The sequence below is a fragment of the Frederiksenia canicola genome, from assembly GCF_011455495.1.
In the GTDB taxonomy this organism is placed as follows: domain Bacteria; phylum Pseudomonadota; class Gammaproteobacteria; order Enterobacterales; family Pasteurellaceae; genus Frederiksenia; species Frederiksenia canicola.
Map to the genome: position 1 here is coordinate 1,046,959 of NZ_CP015029.1, position 17,650 is coordinate 1,064,608.

The 17,650-nt window shown below is 42.3% G+C and carries 20 protein-coding genes; 16 read left to right on the top strand and 4 right to left on the bottom strand.

All coding sequences use genetic code 11. The annotated features are described in order from the left end of the window. The first annotated feature begins 111 nt into the window (after nucleotides 1-111). The 12 genes from A4G17_RS05150 to adk all read left to right on the top strand — a co-directional run bounded on the left by A4G17_RS05150 (nucleotide 112) and on the right by adk (nucleotide 9,504). The gene (locus A4G17_RS05150) at nucleotides 112-1,365 is read left to right on the top strand and encodes an NRAMP family divalent metal transporter (protein WP_123957144.1); all 1,254 of its coding nucleotides are present in this window, start codon (nucleotides 112-114) and stop codon (nucleotides 1,363-1,365) included. A 189-nt stretch (nucleotides 1,366-1,554) separates the two neighbouring features. Continuing rightward, nucleotides 1,555-1,932: a 30S ribosomal protein S6 gene (gene rpsF, locus A4G17_RS05155; protein WP_123957143.1), complete on the top strand. Its 378-nt coding sequence runs from the start codon at nucleotides 1,555-1,557 to the stop codon at nucleotides 1,930-1,932. Continuing rightward, the gene (priB, locus tag A4G17_RS05160; RefSeq protein WP_123957142.1) at nucleotides 1,919-2,245 is read left to right on the top strand and encodes a primosomal replication protein N; all 327 of its coding nucleotides are present in this window, start codon (nucleotides 1,919-1,921) and stop codon (nucleotides 2,243-2,245) included. The genes rpsF and priB overlap by 14 nt, the downstream gene beginning before the upstream one ends. 10 nt (nucleotides 2,246-2,255) lie before the next feature. Further along, nucleotides 2,256-2,483, top strand: a complete 228-nt coding sequence (rpsR, locus tag A4G17_RS05165) for a 30S ribosomal protein S18 (protein ID WP_005598105.1) — start codon at nucleotides 2,256-2,258, stop codon at nucleotides 2,481-2,483. A gap of 17 nt (nucleotides 2,484-2,500) precedes the next feature. Next, a complete protein-coding gene (gene rplI, locus A4G17_RS05170) occupies nucleotides 2,501-2,950 on the top strand; it encodes a 50S ribosomal protein L9 (protein ID WP_123957141.1) in 450 nt (149 codons plus the stop codon). 176 nt (nucleotides 2,951-3,126) lie between these two features. After that, entirely contained in the window at nucleotides 3,127-3,879 is a 753-nt protein-coding gene (locus tag A4G17_RS05175) for an SIMPL domain-containing protein (protein WP_123957140.1), read from the top strand. 102 nt (nucleotides 3,880-3,981) lie between these two features. Then, complete coding sequence (locus A4G17_RS05180; RefSeq protein ID WP_123957139.1) at nucleotides 3,982-5,136, top strand: chorismate mutase; 1,155 nt, start codon at nucleotides 3,982-3,984, stop codon at nucleotides 5,134-5,136. Nucleotides 5,137-5,241: 105 nt separating this feature from the next. Next, a complete protein-coding gene (locus tag A4G17_RS05185) occupies nucleotides 5,242-5,607 on the top strand; it encodes a hypothetical protein (protein WP_123957138.1) in 366 nt (121 codons plus the stop codon). A gap of 64 nt (nucleotides 5,608-5,671) precedes the next feature. After that, nucleotides 5,672-6,325: a pseudouridine synthase gene (locus A4G17_RS05190; protein WP_123957137.1), complete on the top strand. Its 654-nt coding sequence runs from the start codon at nucleotides 5,672-5,674 to the stop codon at nucleotides 6,323-6,325. A 101-nt stretch (nucleotides 6,326-6,426) separates the two neighbouring features. After that, a complete protein-coding gene (galE, locus tag A4G17_RS05195; RefSeq protein WP_123957136.1) occupies nucleotides 6,427-7,446 on the top strand; it encodes a UDP-glucose 4-epimerase GalE in 1,020 nt (339 codons plus the stop codon). Then, nucleotides 7,447-8,721, top strand: a complete 1,275-nt coding sequence (locus A4G17_RS05200; protein ID WP_123957135.1) for an AmpG family muropeptide MFS transporter — start codon at nucleotides 7,447-7,449, stop codon at nucleotides 8,719-8,721. Between the two features lie 138 nt (nucleotides 8,722-8,859). Then, nucleotides 8,860-9,504: an adenylate kinase gene (adk, locus tag A4G17_RS05205; RefSeq protein ID WP_123957134.1), complete on the top strand. Its 645-nt coding sequence runs from the start codon at nucleotides 8,860-8,862 to the stop codon at nucleotides 9,502-9,504. Between the two features lie 52 nt (nucleotides 9,505-9,556). Here adk and pflA read toward each other — a convergent pair whose 3' ends face one another. The 4 genes from pflA to focA form a co-directional block, all read right to left on the bottom strand. Further along, nucleotides 9,557-10,294 carry a pyruvate formate lyase 1-activating protein gene (pflA, locus tag A4G17_RS05210; protein WP_123957133.1) on the bottom strand — a complete coding sequence of 246 codons (738 nt, stop codon included), beginning with the start codon at nucleotides 10,292-10,294 and terminating at the stop codon, nucleotides 9,557-9,559. A gap of 154 nt (nucleotides 10,295-10,448) precedes the next feature. Continuing rightward, entirely contained in the window at nucleotides 10,449-11,552 is a 1,104-nt protein-coding gene (locus A4G17_RS05215) for an adenosylhomocysteinase (RefSeq protein ID WP_123957132.1), read from the bottom strand. A 96-nt stretch (nucleotides 11,553-11,648) separates the two neighbouring features. Then, nucleotides 11,649-13,973: a formate C-acetyltransferase gene (pflB, locus tag A4G17_RS05220; protein ID WP_123957131.1), complete on the bottom strand. Its 2,325-nt coding sequence runs from the start codon at nucleotides 13,971-13,973 to the stop codon at nucleotides 11,649-11,651. A 90-nt stretch (nucleotides 13,974-14,063) separates the two neighbouring features. After that, a complete protein-coding gene (gene focA, locus A4G17_RS05225; protein ID WP_123957130.1) occupies nucleotides 14,064-14,888 on the bottom strand; it encodes a formate transporter FocA in 825 nt (274 codons plus the stop codon). Nucleotides 14,889-15,102: 214 nt separating this feature from the next. On the opposite strand from focA, the gene A4G17_RS05230 reads away from it, so the two are divergent. The 4 genes from A4G17_RS05230 to cysQ all read left to right on the top strand — a co-directional run bounded on the left by A4G17_RS05230 (nucleotide 15,103) and on the right by cysQ (nucleotide 17,563). Further along, nucleotides 15,103-15,582: a YqaA family protein gene (locus tag A4G17_RS05230; protein ID WP_123957129.1), complete on the top strand. Its 480-nt coding sequence runs from the start codon at nucleotides 15,103-15,105 to the stop codon at nucleotides 15,580-15,582. A gap of 43 nt (nucleotides 15,583-15,625) precedes the next feature. Next, nucleotides 15,626-16,171, top strand: coding sequence for an ADP compounds hydrolase NudE (gene nudE, locus A4G17_RS05235; RefSeq protein ID WP_123957128.1), 546 nt, complete (start codon nucleotides 15,626-15,628; stop codon nucleotides 16,169-16,171). Continuing rightward, nucleotides 16,161-16,556 (top strand): hypothetical protein, encoded by a 396-nt coding sequence (locus A4G17_RS05240; protein ID WP_123957127.1) that lies wholly within the window; start codon nucleotides 16,161-16,163, stop codon nucleotides 16,554-16,556. Before nudE ends, A4G17_RS05240 begins: the two co-directional genes overlap by 11 nt. A 194-nt stretch (nucleotides 16,557-16,750) precedes the next feature. After that, nucleotides 16,751-17,563, top strand: coding sequence for a 3'(2'),5'-bisphosphate nucleotidase CysQ (cysQ, locus tag A4G17_RS05245; protein WP_123957126.1), 813 nt, complete (start codon nucleotides 16,751-16,753; stop codon nucleotides 17,561-17,563). The last annotated feature ends 87 nt before the right edge of the window (nucleotides 17,564-17,650 follow it).

Here is a 17,650-nt window from a genome sequence, read left to right on the forward strand (position 1 = left end):
GAAAGTAAAATAAACAGGATTTTATTTTTAAAATATTGAATTTTTCGTTGTGTTTAAGTTCGTTTTATGGCTAAATCGCAAACCTATTTTTACTCATACATTTGGAACATTATGACACAACAAGACGTATCAAGTTGGAAATCAAAATTTGCAGCAATGGGACCGGGAATTTTGATGGCCTCTGCTGCAGTAGGCGGCTCGCATATTATTGCTTCTACACAATCTGGTGCTATTTATGGCTGGCAACTTGCCATTATCATTATTTTAGCAAACCTTTTTAAATATCCTTTTTTCCGTTTTGGCACACAATATACGTTGGCTAATAACAAAACGTTGATTGAAGGCTATAAAGAAAAAGGTGGTTTTTATCTCTGGGTTTTCTTCCTACTCAATGTATTCGCAACGGTGATTAATACCGCGGGTGTCGGCATTGTGACTGCAGCGATTCTGAGCTTTATCTTGCCAAAATCGTGGGGACTAACCATTTCGCAATTAAGCATCATTGTGATTGCGAGTACTTGGGGCTTTTTATTACTCGGTAAATACCGTTTACTTGATAAAGTGTCCAAATTAATTATGATTGCTCTCACCCTTGCAACGGTAGCAGCGGTGATCATTGCGGCATTTAAAACCAAGATCGTTGCCCCTGATTTTGTGGAAGCATCTCCTTGGAATTTAGGATCACTGGCGTTTATTGTGGCATTAATGGGTTGGATGCCAGCTCCGATCGAAATTTCAGCGATTAACTCAATGTGGGTTGTGGCGAAAAAACGTTTCACCAAAATTTCCTACCGTGATGGTTTGTTTGATTTTAATGTCGGTTATATCGGCACGGCAATTTTAGCCTTGGTATTCTTAGCATTAGGGGCGTTGGTGCAATACGGTACGGGCGAACAAGTCGAACAGGCAGGCGTAAAATATATTGCTCAACTTATTAAAATGTACTCTTTTGCTATCGGTGAATGGTCAGCAATGCTCATCGCTTTCATTGCGTTTATGTGTATGCTAGGCACAACGATCACCGTAATTGACGGCTACTCCCGTGCCAACTCCGAAGCATTTCGTATTTTATGGAACAAAACGGAAAGTTCTCAAGTTCAGTTGAACATTTGGATGACGATTGCGGCGGTATCGGGGATCATTATTATTACTATGTTTATGAGCGATGTGGCGAAGATGCTCCGCTTTGCGATGATCTGTTCGTTTGTTTCTACACCAATTTTTGCGTGGTTGAACCTATCGCTTGTTTTAAAAGGCGAACACCGTGTTAAAGGTGGCTTATTATGGCTGTCGATTATCGGCTTAATTTATCTCACGGGCTTTGCCCTATTATTTATAGTGCATCAGCTTGGGTGGTTAAGTTAATGTTGGGCTAATACAAGCGGTCATTTTTTGCAAAGTTTTGCAAGGAACTGACCGCTTGTTGTTATTTTCATCTTGCAAAAAAGCCAGCTGTGCGTATAATGCACGCCTTCAGTCACATTAGTTTTTAATCCTTGCTTCCAACGCTGGTGACTGGCAATCTTGGAGGCTGTTAACCCGTAAGGATCGACAATGCGTCACTACGAAATCGTGTTTATGGTTCACCCGGACCAAAGCGAACAAGTACCTGGTATGATCGAACGTTATACCGCTTCTGTTAAAGAAGCAGGCGGTCAAGTACATCGCTTAGAAGATTGGGGTCGTCGTCAATTAGCATACCCAATCAACAAACTTCACAAAGCACACTATGTGTTAATGAATGTAGAAGCACCACAAAGCGTAATCGATGAGTTAGAAACTAACTTCCGTTACAATGATGCCGTTCTTCGTAACTTAATCGTTCACACAAAAGCAGCGGTAACAGAAGCATCACCAATGGCAAAAGCAAAAGATGAGCGTAAAGCACCTGAAGCGGCTGTTGAAGTAGAAGCTGAGGATGCAGACGAGTAATTCGTCTATTGATAATGGTTTAACCTTAACTGGCAATGTTGCAAGTGTGGTTAAACAGAGCCTGAGTCCAGCGGGCATTGCAAATTGTAGTTTTTACCTTGAACATCGTTCAACACGCGTAGAAGCTAATTTTCAACGTCAAGTTTGGTGCAAAATCAAAGTGGTTTTGGCAGGCAATCAATTTAGTTTAATAACCCAACAAATTAAAGTCGGTGTTAAAGTGCGAATTAGTGGATTTCTCCACATGCACAAAAGCTATAACGGATTAGATCAGTTAGTGCTGCACACCGAAAAAATTGAATTTATAGATTAGGAGAAGCCAAATGGCACGTTATTTCCGTCGTCGTAAGTTCTGCCGTTTCACAGCGGAAAATGTTGTTGAAATCGATTACAAAGATATCGCTACATTAAAGAACTACATTTCTGAAAGCGGCAAAATTGTTCCAAGCCGTATCACTGGTACTCGTGCGAAGTATCAACGTCAATTAGCTCGTGCAATCAAACGCGCGCGTTACCTTGCGTTACTTCCATACACTGACAACCATCAGTAATAAGAGGAGCGAGTACAATGCAAGTTATTTTATTAGATAAAGTTGCTCAACTAGGTACAGTTGGCGACCAAGTAACAGTTAAAGCTGGTTTTGCTCGTAACTACTTGATCCCACAAGGTAAAGCAGTAATGGCAACAGCAGCAAACATTGCTCATTTTGAAGCACGTCGTGCAGAATTAGAAGCAAAAGCAGCAGAAGCATTAGCAGTAGCACAAGCTCGTGCAGCAGCATTAGCTAACTTAGCAGCTATCGTTATCACTTCAAAAGCGGGTGATGATGGTCGTTTATTCGGTTCTGTTGGTGCACGTGATATCGCTGATGCAGTTTCTGCAGCAGGCGTTCAAGTTGCTAAAGGTGAGGTTCGTCTTCCTACTGGTGCATTACGTACTACTGGTGAACACGAAGTTAAATTACACCTTCATGCAGAAGTGAATGCAGTTGTAACAATCAATGTTGTTTCAGAGTAATTGAGAACTGAAAAAGAACCCAGCCTAATGGCTGGGTTTTTTGTTTTCTAGTTATAGACGAGTTGGACAGTACCTATGCAAGCGGTAAGATCACAATAAAATTTTGCGATTACCAATTGTCTATTCAAATTGAAATAGATAGAATCAAGCCAATTTTTTAATGCAAGGAGACTTTTATGTCAAACGAAAACAAATACCGCCATTTTAGCTTTTTAGGTGCTATGTTGGCGGTGGGGTTAATGGTGTCTGCATTTATTTTAGGGCATCAATTCAAAAACTTTCAGCAAACGGGTGTGATCACCGTTAAAGGCTTGGCGGAAGCTGAACACAAAGCAACCCTTGGCACTTGGCAGATTTCCATTTCTGCTTGGGGACAACATTACGAACAGGCGATGAAAAACAATCAGGCGAATTTAAACACGGCGGTACGTTTTTTAACGGAACAAGGTTTCACTGCCGAAGAGCGTTCAATTACGGATTTGTCAGTGAGTGAATATCGTGAATATTATGTTGATGAGCATGGCAAAGATCGCTCTCGCCAAAATGGTTTCACTGCCAGCCGCTCGATCAACCTTTCCACTAAAGATTTGGCTAAGTTACAAAAAGCGTTAGCAGCGATTCAGATGCTACGTGCGGAAAATCAAGATATTGATTTTTATCGTCCAAATTATTATTTAGAAAATCTCGAAAATATTAAGCGTGATTTAATTGCAAAAGCGACTCAAGATGCTTATGTGCGTGCGGAAGAGTTTGCTAAAACCAGTAACGTTAAAGTTGGTTTATTGAAATCCGCTTCTCAAGGTTCCTTTGATATTCAATCTACCACGCCAAGTAGCGAAGACAACAGTGACTACGGCGGTGGTTACGATACTTCCTCCATCGACAAAAAAGTGCGATTGGTTGTAACTATTCAGTATGCGATAAATTAGCAGTAGGGGTTCTTGACCGACCATTTGCAAAATTGTCATCTAATCTAACCGCTTGTATGCAGTGTGGTACGGCAAGACCCATTCTACTTTTTAGGTACGTTTATGTCTTTAGATCTTTCAGAAATCCGTCAGCAGATTACGCAAATTGACCGCCATTTATTGAAACTGTTGTCTGAACGCCATCGTCTTGCGTTTGATGTGGTGCGTTCCAAGGAACAGACCCAAAAACCCTTGCGAGATGTTGAACGGGAAAAGCAGTTGCTACAAGAGCTGGTGCGTTTTGCCGAGGCGGAGAATTATCAGCTCGATCCGCAGTATGTCACTCAAATTTTCCAGCGGATTATTGAAGATTCGGTACTAACTCAACAAACCTATCTGCAAAATAAGCTTAATCAAATTAAACCACAAATTTCGATCGCCTTTCTTGGCAAGCGGGGATCGTATTCGCATTTGGCAGCACGTCAATTCGCGAAACATCAGCCTGAGGGCTTTTTTGAACTGAGTTGCGGTTCCTTTGATGAAGTCTTTGCTAAAGTGCAGCAAGGCGAAGCGGATTATGGTGTTCTGCCATTGGAAAATACCACATCAGGTTCGATCAATGAAGTGTACGATCTATTGCAGCATACGGATCTAACTTTGGTGGGCGAACTGGCTTACCCGATCAAACATTGCGTGCTAGGTAATCAGCCGATCGCGTTGACCGAAATTGATACGATCTACACCCATTCTCAACCCGCTCAACAATGTAGCCAATTTATTCAATCATTGAATAAAGTTCACGTTAAATACTGTGAAAGCAGTTCCCACGCCATGCAAATGGTGGCTCGTTTGAATAAGCCGAATGTCGTTGCTCTTGGCAATGAAGACGGTGGCAAATTGTACGGTTTAGCCGTGATCGCAAGCAGTATCGCCAACCAAGAAAATAACATCACTCGCTTTATCGTCGTAGCCAAAAATGCAGTGCAAGTCTCGCCACAAATACAAACTAAAACTTTGCTGTTGATGACGACGGGCCAACAAGCGGGGGCATTGGTTGATGCGTTGATGGTCTTTAAACAGCACGATATTCAGATGACCAAACTGGAGTCTCGCCCAATTTATGGTAAGCCTTGGGAAGAGATGTTCTATGTAGAATTGCAAGCAAATATTCATGCGGAAAATACGCAGAATGCACTGGTTGAGCTTGAGAAAGTAACCAGTTTTGTTAAAGTTCTTGGATGTTATCCAAGTGAAATTGTTGAGCCAGTGAAATTCTAATTGATCAGATAGAATACCTATTCAATGAAATAAAAACACATGAAAAAAGTTCGATTACAGTTCATATTTACTCTACTTTTATCTGGTTGTAGCTGGACCTCTTATATGGATTATGAGCCTAAAGTGTTATCTCAGGCAAAATTGGGGCAACCGTATTATGCGGAAATACACCTTTTAGATAAGGGATATACTTTTTGTACTGTTGATTTTTATGACTTCAATACACAGGAAATCACTGAGTTGGGATTAACTATTGAAAGCTTAGACGGGAATAAAAAGTACGGTATGGAAGCGCCAGAATTCTCTCACGATATTTGTCATAAGGGATTTATTGTTCGGGGGGTACCAACTAAAACAGGCACATTTTATATCAATGCAAGTGGGTATGAGCCAAGAACAGGCGGAGAGCTGATTCCTATTTTTCACCATACCGATCTTAAATTACAGACTAAGTTAACCGTTGTTGAATAAAACGTTGTGTCCTTATTACTAATGGATTTGCAAAAAAATCATAGAATCTAACCGCTTGTAGCTCATGAAGCCAAAATCATTTCGACCATCTCAGACAAAAAAGCCAAGAAAAGCCAATCCGACATTTGAGCAAACGATTTTAGTGCTGTTAAATAAGCCCTATGATGTACTCACTCAATTTACTGACGAGCAAAACCGCCAAACCTTAAAGGATTTTTTGCCGATTCCACAAGTTTATCCTGTTGGGCGGTTAGATCGTGATAGCGAAGGGCTGTTGTTGCTAACCAATCACGGTGAAATCCAACATCGCCTTGCTAACCCAAAATTTGAAAAGCAGAAAACCTATTGGGTTCAGGTAGAAGGCGAGCCGCAAACGGAAGATCTGGTGAAACTAGCCAAAGGTGTGGAGCTGAAAGATGGACTAACTAAGCCAGCACAGGTGCGAAAAATGGTAGAGCCCAATTTGAATTGGGCAACCGCTCCGAAAATTCGGGAACGGAAAAGTATTCCAACATCGTGGATTGAGTTGAAAATCAGCGAGGGCAAAAACCGCCAAGTTCGCCGTATGACAGCTCATATCGGTTTTCCAACCTTGCGGCTAATTCGAGTAGCGATTGGCACTTTTGAGCTAGGTAATTTGGCAGCGGGGGAGTATCGCATTTTGTCCGAGGGTGAAAAATCACAGCTTTTTAAGCAATTAGGCTTAGACAAGCGGTAAGATTTTTCGCCTTTTTTGCAAATTTTCCCACAAATTCACAGAGCATTTTTTGTGTAAAGAGAGTAAACTAAGGGCACTTTTTGTGTAAGAAGGAAATTGTTATGGCAATTTTAGTCACAGGTGGAGCAGGATATATCGGCTCGCATACCGTTGTTGAATTACTTAATCAAGGCTCAGAGATTGTGGTGCTGGATAATTTGTCTAATTCATCACCTGTATCACTTGAGCGAATCAAGCAAATTACGGGCAAAACCGTTCATTTTTATCAAGGTGATATTTTAGATCGCCAAATCCTTCGTCAAATTTTTACGGCACATCAAATTGATGCAGTGATCCATTTCGCAGGGCTCAAAGCAGTGGGTGAAAGTGTGCAACAGCCGCTACGTTACTATCAAAATAATGTCACTGGATCGATTGTACTCGTTGAAGAAATGCTGAAAGCGAATGTGAATACCATCGTATTCAGCTCATCGGCAACGGTGTATGGTGACCCAGAAATTGTACCAATCACTGAAGCGTGCAAAGTAGGCGGCACGACTAATCCTTACGGCACATCAAAATATATGGTTGAGCGAATTTTGGAAGACACGGTCAATGCTAATCCGCAATTTAGTGCAGTGGTATTGCGTTATTTCAACCCAGTCGGTGCCCATTCAAGCGGTCTGATTGGCGAAGATCCGAATGGCATTCCAAATAATTTGTTACCATATATCAGCCAAGTCGCGGTTGGAAAATTACAACAGCTTTCTGTATTCGGTAGCGATTACGACACCCATGACGGCACGGGAGTGCGGGATTATATTCACGTGGTTGATTTAGCCGTTGGGCATTTAAAAGCATTACAAAAACATCAAAATGATGCGGGCTTCCACGTTTATAACTTAGGTACGGGAACAGGCTACTCGGTGTTGGATATGGTCAAAGCTTTTGAGTCAGCAAACGGTATTCAAGTGCCATACAAATTAGTTGATCGTCGCCCAGGTGATATTGCGGTATGCTATTCTAATCCTCAAAAAGCCTTTGACCAGTTGGGCTGGAAAACTGAACACGATCTCACACAAATGATGCAAGATACGTGGAATTGGCAAAAAAATAATCCAAATGGCTATAAGGGGGCGTAAATGACTGAAGTTGCAAAACCGTCTATTTGGAAGCAGATTTTTAGTTATAAAATGTTACTTTGTGTATTCACGGGGTTTAGCTCGGGTTTACCGCTATATGTATTGTTTCAACTTGTGCCCGCGTGGCTGACATCGACTGGTGTAGATGTTAAAACGATCGGCTTTTTCACGATTATCGGTTTCCCTTATACATGGAAGTTCATCATTTCGCCACTGCTTGACCGCTATTATCCAAACTTCTTAGGTCGTCGTCGCAGTTGGATGTTTATTACTCAAATTGGTTTACTGGCATTACTCGCCTTGCTTGGTCAATTTGACCCAAGTAAAGAGATTCAAACCGTTGCGATGATTTCAGCAGCGGTGGCGGTTTTCTCTGCGGTACAAGATATTGTTATTGATGCCTATCGCCGTGAAATTTTAACGGATGAAGAATTGGGATTAGGTAACTCTGTTCACGTTAATGCTTATCGTATTGCTGGCTTGATTCCAGGGGGCGTGTCGTTAGTTTTAGCCGATAGTTTACCTTGGGACACCGTGTTTATTTTTACGGCGTTATTTATGATTCCTGGCTTAATTTTATCGCTATTTTTAAGCAAGGAACCGAATGTACCGCAGATCGACCGCAGTACGCCATTTTACAAAGCCTTTGCATTGCCATTTAAAGAGTTCTTCAACCGCAAAGGTGTGTACGCAGGTGTAGGTTTGATTTTATTCATCTTCCTATACAAGTTTGGTGATTCTCTTGCGACTTCATTACAAACTAAGTTCATCTTAGATATGGGCTTTAGCAAAACGGATGTGGGTACTGTGGTGAAGCTCAATTCTCTGTGGGCATCGATTATTTCAGGTATGATCGGCGGGGTGATGATGATCCGTTTGGGTATTAATCGCTCACTATGGTTGTTTGGTATCGTTCAGCTTGTTACTATTCTTGGCTTTGCATGGATGGCAAGTTACGGCAAGTTTGAGACAATTGGTGGCTATGAGTTATTTGTACTCACTACTGTGATTATCGGTGAATATGTTGGGGTTGGGTTAGGTACAGCCGCATTTGTGGCATTTATGGCTCGTGAAACCAATCCACTTTACACGGCGACTCAATTAGCGATTTTTACTAGCCTTGCAGCCATTCCAAGTAAAATCTTTGGGGCATTCTCAGGTGTATTAGTGGCGGATTATGGCTATTACAATTTCTTCTGGATTTGCTTCTTTGTTGGCATTCCAGGTATGCTGATGCTTTTCAAGGTTGCCCCTTGGAATGAGAAGAAGGCGTAAAACCATTTCGTAAGCAAATAAGTAGGGTGTCCTTACTATTTGCAAAATTTTTAATCAATCTGACCGCTTGTACTGGTCAAAAAAGGTGGGTTAAGGCCCACCTCACATTTTCTTTTTATTTTCTATTTGGAGTCTTAAATGAAAATTATTTTATTAGGTGCACCGGGTGCGGGTAAAGGCACGCAAGCACAGTTTATGATGAACAAATTCGGTATTCCGCAAATTTCAACAGGCGATATGTTCCGTGCGGCAATTAAAGAAGGTACTGAACTTGGCAAACAAGCGAAAGCCTTAATGGACGAAGGTAAACTGGTACCAGATGAGCTTACCGTTGCATTAGTAAAAGATCGTATTTCACAGCCAGACTGTGCGGGCGGTTTCTTATTAGATGGCTTCCCACGAACCATTCCACAAGCCGATGCGTTGAAAGATGCGGGGGTGAAAATTGATTTCGTGTTGGAATTTGATGTCGCAGATGACGTGATTGTTGAGCGTATGAGCGGTCGCCGTGTACATCAGCCGTCTGGCCGTACTTACCACGTGGTTTACAACCCGCCAAAAGTGGAAGGCAAAGATGATGTAACGGGCGAAGATTTGATTATTCGTCAAGACGATAAACCTGAAACCGTATTAGAGCGTTTGGCAATCTACCACAAACAAACCAAGCCATTAATCGCTTACTATACCGCAGAAGCCGAGGCAGGTAACACGCAATATCACCGTTTAGATGGTACAAAACCAGTTGAAGCAGTGAGTGCAGAATTGGACAAAATCTTAAGTTAATAAACGCAAAAAGCAGATCAATGTGTGATCTGCTTTTTTATTGGGGATGTTGCTAATATTTTACGGTATGCCCGTAGCTTTCCAAAATCGTTTTGATATGTTCTAACGACTCTTTTGTTGGTGGCTGCACATCCTCCAACTCATATTTATGTCCCAACGTTTCCCATTTGTGTGCACCCAAGCGGTGATAAGGCAGGAGTTCCACTTTTTCGATATTGGTCATACCTTCAATAAATTTGCCCAAGCGATGAATAGAATCATCATCATCCGTCCAACCAGGCACGACCACATAGCGAATCCAAGTCGGTTGGTTACGTTTTTGCAAGTAAAGAGCAAATTCTAAGGTACGTTTATTCGGCACACCAATGAGATTTTGGTGAATGTCGTCATTGAGCTGTTTTAAATCGAGTAATACCAAATCGGTTACATCCAACATTTCATCCACAAGGGGGCCATAATTTCGTACAAAACCGTTGGTATCTAAGCAAGTGTTGATCCCCTCCGCTTTGCAAGCACGGAACCAGTCCCGCACAAATTCCATTTGCAAGACCGCCTCGCCGCCCGATGCGGTGACACCGCCACCTGTTGCTCGCATAAAGTGTTTGTAAGTCACCACTTCTTTCATTAAGTCTTCAACGCTGATTTCCTTACCTCCATCTAAATCCCAAGTATCTCGATTGTGGCAATATTTACATCGCATCAAGCAGCCTTGTAAAAACAGAATAAAGCGAATTCCTGGTCCATCGACCGTGCCGCAAGATTCGTAAGAGTGATAACGTGCAATTGACATAGTTATTTCCTAATTTTTTTAGATTGGTCAGGCGGAGCTGCGTGTCCGCTTGTATGAATTTGCAATATTTTTGCTAAATCTTACCGCTTGTTTCTAGGTGGACACAGAGATCTGCTCCTACAAACAACAAGGTATGATTTAATCCGTTTCTATTTTATAACACCTTTTCCCACACAGCTTGCGGTAATAGATAAACGCCGTTCTCTGCTTTTTCGCCTTCGCTGACAATATGTCCGATGCCACTTGCCATGACTGCAAGGGTAACATCAAAAGCGTTAAGGCTATCGCCGTATCCTGCGGTCAGGTTGAACATTGAGCCGTCGGCAAGCAGATAAATGGTTTTCTCGCCCAGTTGGTAAGCATTGATATACGGCATCGGTTCGTGCATGGTATGCTGTTTTAAGAATAGTACATCAATTTCTTCGGCGACGTGTCCGACATTCAAAATAAACACGCCTGATTTAGCTTGTTGCAATAACGATGCAGATACAACATTTTTCGCTCCTGTCGCGGTTGCAATGACATCCGCAATTTTGATTGCTTGCGCTAGCGGCATTACCTGCCAGCCGTCGTATTCCGCTTGCAACGCACGGGCTTTGTCAATTTCAGCTACAATCACTTTGCCACCATAGGCTTTCGCCGAATGTGCTACGCCTTGACCGACTAAACCATAGCCGATTACCACCACCGTCTTTTCGTGCAAAGTCAAATGGGTCGTGTCAAAAAAGGTGTGCCAAGCCGTTAAACCGACCATATGGCGATTGTGCAAGCCTTCTTTTACGGGTAAATCGTCCCAGTTGAAAATTGGGTAATTCGGTGTTAAGCCGTTTAAGCGATTGATGCCCGAGCCCGTTGCCTCAAGCCCCGCTTTGACATTAGTTTGTAAGTTTTGATAGTGAATAAGCGAAGTCAGATCTGAGCCCATTTCGCATAGATGAGTTGGGTTCCACTCAATCGCTGCTTGGAAACTCTCGAACCATTCCGTTTGGCTCATGTTCCGCCAGGCTTTCGCCTCCGCTCCACAATTCATCAAATACGCCACCACATCATCTTGTACCGTAGTTGGGTTGCAAGTGGTCAAAAACACCTTCGCCCCTTTGTCTAACAAGCCCTTAACAAGCGGTGCCATTTTTAAATCAAGGTGCATATTGCAAGCTAAACGAACGTGAGAAAGATCAGGCAATGCTTCGACTGCTGCTTTAGTGCGTGGCATATTAAGCGTTGCCCAAGCGAGTTCTGCTGAGAAATTGTCGTACATAAAAATCCTTAAATTGGTAAAATTCAGGCAAAATTATACCGCTTGCCTTGCGACAAGCGGTATGTTTTTTATGATTTTTTGCAAATCATTCAGCGATTAGATCGACTGAGTGAAAGTACGAGTAATCACGTCTTGTTGTTGCTCTTTGGTTAAAGAGTTGAAACGCACAGCGTAGCCTGAAACACGAATCGTTAATTGTGGGTATTTTTCAGGATTTTCCATCGCATCTAACAACATTTCACGGTTCATTACGTTCACGTTTAAGTGCTGACCGCCTTCGATTTCAGCTTCGTGGTGGAAGTAACCGTCCATTAAACCTGCAAGGTTGCGTTTTTGTGCTTCTAAATCTTTACCTAATGCATTCGGTACGATTGAGAAGGTGTAAGAAATACCATCTTTTGCGAACGCAAATGGTAATTTCGCAACGGAGGTTAATGATGCTACCGCACCTTTTTGGTCACGACCGTGCATTGGGTTTGCACCTGGTCCAAATGGGGCACCTGAACGACGACCGTCTGGGGTGTTACCAGTTTTCTTACCGTAAACCACGTTTGAAGTGATGGTTAATACCGATTGGGTAGGGGTTGCATTGCGGTATGTGCCAAGTTTTTGAATTTTCTTCATAAAGCGTTCAACAAGATCAACTGCAATATCATCCACTCTGTCATCATTGTTACCGAATTGTGGATATTCACCTTCAATTTCGAAGTCAACAGCAATATCTTTCGCTACGCCAACCACTTCGCCCGCTTTATTTTTGATTTCAATGTCGCCACGAATTGGTTTTACTTTCGCATATTTGATTGCAGAAAGTGAGTCCGCAGCTACAGAAAGACCCGCGATACCACACGCCATGGTTCTGATTACATCACGATCGTGAAGTGCCATTAACGCAGATTCGTAAGCGTATTTATCGTGCATAAAGTGAATGATGTTTAACGCAGTGACGTACTGTTTTGCTAACCAATCCATAAAGCTGTCTAAGCGAGCCATGACATCATCGTAATCCAAGTATTCGCTAGTGATTTTGTCCGTTTTCGGTCCAACTTGGTCACCTGATTTCTCGTCTACACCGCCATTGATTGCGTATAACAAGGTTTTGGCTAAGTTTGCACGAGCACCGAAGAACTGCATCATTTTACCGACGATCATTGGTGATACGCAGCACGCAATGGCATAGTCATCGTTTTGGAAATCTGGACGCATTAAATCGTCGTTTTCGTATTGCACCGATGACGTTTCGATTGACACTTTCGCCGCATAGCGTTTGAAGCCGTCTGGTAGACTTTCAGACCAAAGGATTGTTAAGTTTGGCTCTGGTGATGGACCCATTGTGTAAAGGGTGTGGAGTAAACGGAAGCTGTTTTTAGTCACAAGAGTACGTCCGTCTAAACCCATGCCTGCGAAGGTTTCTGTCGCCCACATTGGGTCACCTGAGAATAATTGATCATACTCAGGGGTACGCAAGAAACGCACCATACGCAATTTCATTACAAGGTGATCCATTAACTCTTGAGCTTCTTGCTCAGTGATTTTGCCGAGTTTTAAGTCACGCTCGATGAACACGTCTAAGAAGGTTGAAACACGGCCGAACGACATCGCTGCACCGTTTTGTGATTTCACCGCAGCAAGATAAGCGAAATAAGTCCATTGCACCGCTTCTTGTGCGTTGGTCGCTGGGTTTGAAATGTCAAAGCCGTAACTCGCTGCCATTTCTTTCATTTTGCCTAAGGCACGGTGTTGTTCTGCAATTTCTTCACGTAGTTGAATAGTCGCTTGAATATCTTCGCCACGTTCTAATTTTTCTTGAAGAGAGTTGAACTGTTTTACTTTGTCTTTCATTAAGAAATCTGCACCGTAAAGTGCCATACGGCGATAGTCACCGATGATACGACCACGGCCGTAAGCATCTGGAAGACCAGTAATGACGCCAGACTTACGACAACGCAGAATATCAGGGGTGTAAACATCAAATACACCTTGGTTGTGGGTTTTACGATATTCTGTAAAGATTTTTTCAACTTCTGGCTTCAATTCACGGCGATATACTTTGCATGAGCCTTTTACCATATTGATTCCACCAAATGGCATGATGGCACGTTTTAATGGGGCATCAGTTTGTAAGCCAACGATTTTTTCTAAATCTTTATTGATGTAGCCAGGTGCGTGTGAGGTGATGGTTGATGGTGTATCGCAGTCGATATCATACGGTTCGTGGGTTTTGTTTTCCACTTTGATTTTTTCCATCACATCTGCCCAAAGCACTTTAGTTGCTTCGGTGGCATCCGCTAAGAAAGATTCATCGCCTTCATACGGGGTGTAGTTTTTTTGGATAAAATCACGCACATTGACTTCAGTTTGCCATTCGCCTGGAGCAAAACCTTCCCAAGCCTTTAATTGTGCTTCTGTTAATTGAGTCATTTTAAGTCCTCTTTAAGTTAGTAAATTATGAGTAACAAGCGGTGAGATTTTGCTAATTTCTTGCAAAAAGTGACCGCTTGTTGATATTTTTTAATGCTTCCGTAAATGCAAAAACCATTGTACTAAGCCGATGAAAAACGCACCACCAACGATATTACCCAGTGTGGCAGGAATTAAATTTTTCACCACAAAATTTGCCATGGTCAGATCAGTGTACTTTGCTGCATCAATGCCAATCGCTGTCCAAAACTCAGGGCTTGCAAAATTGTTGATCATTACCCCCATTGGGATCATAAACATATTCGCCACGCAGTGTTCAAAGCCTGATGCGACGAACATCGCAATCGGTAAAATCATAATAAAGGCTTTGTCGGTTAGGCTTTTGCCTGCGTATGCCATCCAGACTGCAATGCACACCATTAAGTTACAAAAAATCCCAAGGGAAAAGGCTTCGAGCCAAGTGTGATGAATTTTATGCTGTGCGGTTTTCAGAATGGTTAAACCCCATTGCCCGTTAGCTGCCATAATTTCACCGCTAAACCAAACGAGCAACACAATAAAAATCGCCCCGAAAAAGTTGCCGACATAGACCACTCCCCAGTTTTTAAGCATTTGTTGTAGGGTAATTCGTTTGCTGGCTTTAGCGATAGCGGTCATTGTGCTAGAGGTAAAAAGCTCCGCTCCAAATACCACGCACATAATGATCCCTAATGAGAAAACGACCCCGCCGATCAACTTCGCCACACCCCAAGGTAATTCACCTGCTCCGACTTGCGTGGTTGCGTAAAAAACGAAAGCAATTGAAATATAAGCACCTGCAGTAATCGCAGAAATGAAGGAGTAAAATTGATTTTTGGTGGCTTTATATACGGCACTGTCTTCGGCGATTTTCGCCATTTCAGCAGGGGAAAACATTGCTATCCTTATCTAAAAATGTTTGAAAACTTATCAAAATTGTTGAGAATTATAGCCCTGTTGCGCGGTGACTTAAATAAATTTTACTAATAAAATAAATAAAGTAGAATGCTTATTTGATCCACATCAAGATTTAACAAATGGTTCATTTTTAATCACCCTAAAACAATACAGATTTTTTACATAATGGTTACAAACTCAACAGAAAAACGCAATGATTGACTATTTTACTTCTCTAAGTGGACTTTTCTTTTCGGAACAAAATCAGTTGCTGTTGATGTTTATCAGTGCTTTTGTCAGTAGCACGATTCTACCAGGGAACTCTGAAGTCATTTTTAGCACACTGATTGCGAAACAATCATTAAATGACAGTCTAAGCCAACCCTTTGCACTTTTTCTATCGGCTTCAATAGGCAATAGCTTAGGCAGTTTAACGACATACGCCATGGCTCGCTTTTTGCCTGAACCCACATTTAAGACGCCCTCTAAAACATCGCAATGGGCGATTGCATTTAGTCGGAAATATGGTGTGTGGACACTACTGCTTAGTTGGTTGCCCGTTGTTGGTGATGTGCTTTGTGGCGTAGCCGGTTGGTTAAGACTGAATATTTGGCAAAGTGCCTTGTTTATTACGCTTGGCAAAGCTGCTCGTTATGCGGTTTTATGGTGGAGCGTGGCGACTTTTTTAGGCTAAATCGCTATAATACAAGCGGTCACTTTAGAGAGAAATTTTGCAAATGTCGAAACAACTTCCAGAAATACTATCCATTACCACTCTTGCGAGAACACACGTTTTTGAAGTGCAGGGCGTTGATTTACGCTTTTCTAACGGCGAGCTACGGACGTACGAACGCCTTACGCCGCAACGCCGTTCGTCTGTAATGGTGCTTCCTATTCATAATAATCAGCTCATTTTTGTCAAAGAATATGCGGTTGGGCCTGAGCGTTATGAGCTGACTTTTCCAAAAGGAATCGTGGATGCAGGTGAGCAGCCGATTGAAAGTGCCAATCGAGAATTGCAAGAAGAAATTGGCTTTGCAGCTCGCCGTATTGAGCCGCTACGTTCGTTGTATAGTGGCCCGAGCCATATGTACGGCTTGATGCACGTTTTTGTCGCACAAGATTTGTATCCATCTCATTTGGAGGGCGATGAGCCAGAACCGTTGGAAATCGTCTATTATCCGTTAGATAAAATGGATGAGTTATTGGCGGATCCAACTTTCGCCGAAGCTCGCAATCTTTCTGCCTTGTTTTTACTGAAGGAATATTTGAATGGAAAATAAACAGACTCTATGGATTTTTCCCATCTTAACTCAGCTTATTTTCTCGCTATTTTTGCCTTTCTTTGGCGGGTTTAATTGGTTGGGAATGGGCTATATTTTTCTTTTCACCACGTTACCTGCCTTTTTATTTGCAATCGTGTGTGTTCGCTACCAATTTCATCAACGTAATCTCGTGCAATTGGCATTTTGGTCTGGCTCGATAAGTTTTGTGAGTTCACTTGTTTTATTTTCTCTTTTAACTGCAATTGAGCCGTTAACAGAGCCACTTTCCATTTGGGAACATACACTTGCGGTTATCTTTTACGCATTGATGTTTGCTTTGCCAAGTATGGCGTATGCCATGGTCGTTCTTGGGCGATTCTTGCCGAAGAAAACGGTTGCGTGATTTATTGCTTGCGATATTATCTTAAATAAGTGATGCATTCTGCCCCCGTTTTAGCGGGGAAAGTACCTTGCGTAGCAAGGAGAAGGGGAACAAGCGGTGAGTGTTGAGAAACTTTTTGCAATTTCCCCTTCGGTTTCGCTTTGCTTACCACTTTCCCCGCAAGTAGGGGCAGAATTTTATCAAACGGAGTTCCTATGCAACAACTAACCCCTCAACTTCTCAAAAATGTGTTGAATATCGCCCAGCAAGCGGGCGAGCATCTCAAACACTTTTATGCCAAATCCGTTGAAATTCAGATTAAAGCCGATAAAACCCCTGTTACAGAAGCGGATTTATTTGTTAGCCAATTTCTCATTGAACAATTGCAACAACTCGCCCCTGATATTCCAGTGCTGTCAGAAGAATGCTGTAAAATTCCACTCGCAGAACGTGCAAAATGGCAGCAATATTGGATTATCGATCCCCTTGATGGCACGCAGCAATTTATTGATCGCACAGACCAATTTTCTGTGATGATTGCTCTCGTTAGCGAACATCGTCCAATTTTGGGAGTGATCCATGCCCCAATTTTAGCGAAAACCTACTATGCCATGGATGGAGAAGGGGCATTTGTGGTTGAAAATGGTGAGGTAATTCCGCTTTCACCAATTTGCAAAAAATTAGCGGAAAGTGACCGCTTGCAAATCACTATTGGTACTTCAAGTAGCCAACGTATTCGCCAAGTTGTGAGTCATAGGTATGACATCGACTTTATCAAATACGGCTCAAGCAGTTTAAAAGCAGGGCTTGTGGCAGAGGGTAAGGCGGATTGTTATGTCCGATTTGGCGATACAGGTGAATGGGATACCGCTGCGGCAGAGGTGCTATTGCGTGAGGTTGGCGGGCAAATTTTCGACCGCCAATTCCAACCGCTGACTTACAATCAGCGAGAAACCTTGGTGAATCCGCATTTTGTGATGGTCGGTAACAAACAAATCGACTGGCGAGCTATTTTTCAATTTTCATAAAATAGTAGAAATAGGGAGACTCTTCGGGCTTCATTAGGATTAAATATATTTATTAGCCAATCCAATAAAAATAATGCAAAATACACA

Excerpts from the sequence above, each read along its gene's own strand:
- A4G17_RS05185 (WP_123957138.1), top strand. The coding sequence starts at position 5,242 with ATGGATTATGAGCCTAAAGTGTTATCTCAGGCAAAATTGGGGCAACCG.
- nudE (WP_123957128.1), top strand. The coding sequence starts at position 15,626 with ATGTCGAAACAACTTCCAGAAATACTATCCATTACCACTCTTGCGAGA.
- A4G17_RS05180 (WP_123957139.1), top strand. The coding sequence starts at position 3,982 with ATGTCTTTAGATCTTTCAGAAATCCGTCAGCAGATTACGCAAATTGAC.
- priB (WP_123957142.1), top strand. The coding sequence starts at position 1,919 with ATGCAGACGAGTAATTCGTCTATTGATAATGGTTTAACCTTAACTGGC.
- A4G17_RS05175 (WP_123957140.1), top strand. The coding sequence starts at position 3,127 with ATGTCAAACGAAAACAAATACCGCCATTTTAGCTTTTTAGGTGCTATG.
- rplI (WP_123957141.1), top strand. The coding sequence starts at position 2,501 with ATGCAAGTTATTTTATTAGATAAAGTTGCTCAACTAGGTACAGTTGGC.
- cysQ (WP_123957126.1), top strand. The coding sequence starts at position 16,751 with ATGCAACAACTAACCCCTCAACTTCTCAAAAATGTGTTGAATATCGCC.
- A4G17_RS05240 (WP_123957127.1), top strand. The coding sequence starts at position 16,161 with ATGGAAAATAAACAGACTCTATGGATTTTTCCCATCTTAACTCAGCTT.
- rpsR (WP_005598105.1), top strand. The coding sequence starts at position 2,256 with ATGGCACGTTATTTCCGTCGTCGTAAGTTCTGCCGTTTCACAGCGGAA.
- rpsF (WP_123957143.1), top strand. The coding sequence starts at position 1,555 with ATGCGTCACTACGAAATCGTGTTTATGGTTCACCCGGACCAAAGCGAA.
- A4G17_RS05200 (WP_123957135.1), top strand. The coding sequence starts at position 7,447 with ATGACTGAAGTTGCAAAACCGTCTATTTGGAAGCAGATTTTTAGTTAT.
- A4G17_RS05190 (WP_123957137.1), top strand. The coding sequence starts at position 5,672 with ATGAAGCCAAAATCATTTCGACCATCTCAGACAAAAAAGCCAAGAAAA.
- A4G17_RS05230 (WP_123957129.1), top strand. The coding sequence starts at position 15,103 with ATGATTGACTATTTTACTTCTCTAAGTGGACTTTTCTTTTCGGAACAA.
- pflB (WP_123957131.1), bottom strand. The coding sequence starts at position 13,973 with ATGACTCAATTAACAGAAGCACAATTAAAGGCTTGGGAAGGTTTTGCT.
- adk (WP_123957134.1), top strand. The coding sequence starts at position 8,860 with ATGAAAATTATTTTATTAGGTGCACCGGGTGCGGGTAAAGGCACGCAA.
- galE (WP_123957136.1), top strand. The coding sequence starts at position 6,427 with ATGGCAATTTTAGTCACAGGTGGAGCAGGATATATCGGCTCGCATACC.
- A4G17_RS05150 (WP_123957144.1), top strand. The coding sequence starts at position 112 with ATGACACAACAAGACGTATCAAGTTGGAAATCAAAATTTGCAGCAATG.
- focA (WP_123957130.1), bottom strand. The coding sequence starts at position 14,888 with ATGTTTTCCCCTGCTGAAATGGCGAAAATCGCCGAAGACAGTGCCGTA.
- pflA (WP_123957133.1), bottom strand. The coding sequence starts at position 10,294 with ATGTCAATTGCACGTTATCACTCTTACGAATCTTGCGGCACGGTCGAT.
- A4G17_RS05215 (WP_123957132.1), bottom strand. The coding sequence starts at position 11,552 with ATGTACGACAATTTCTCAGCAGAACTCGCTTGGGCAACGCTTAATATG.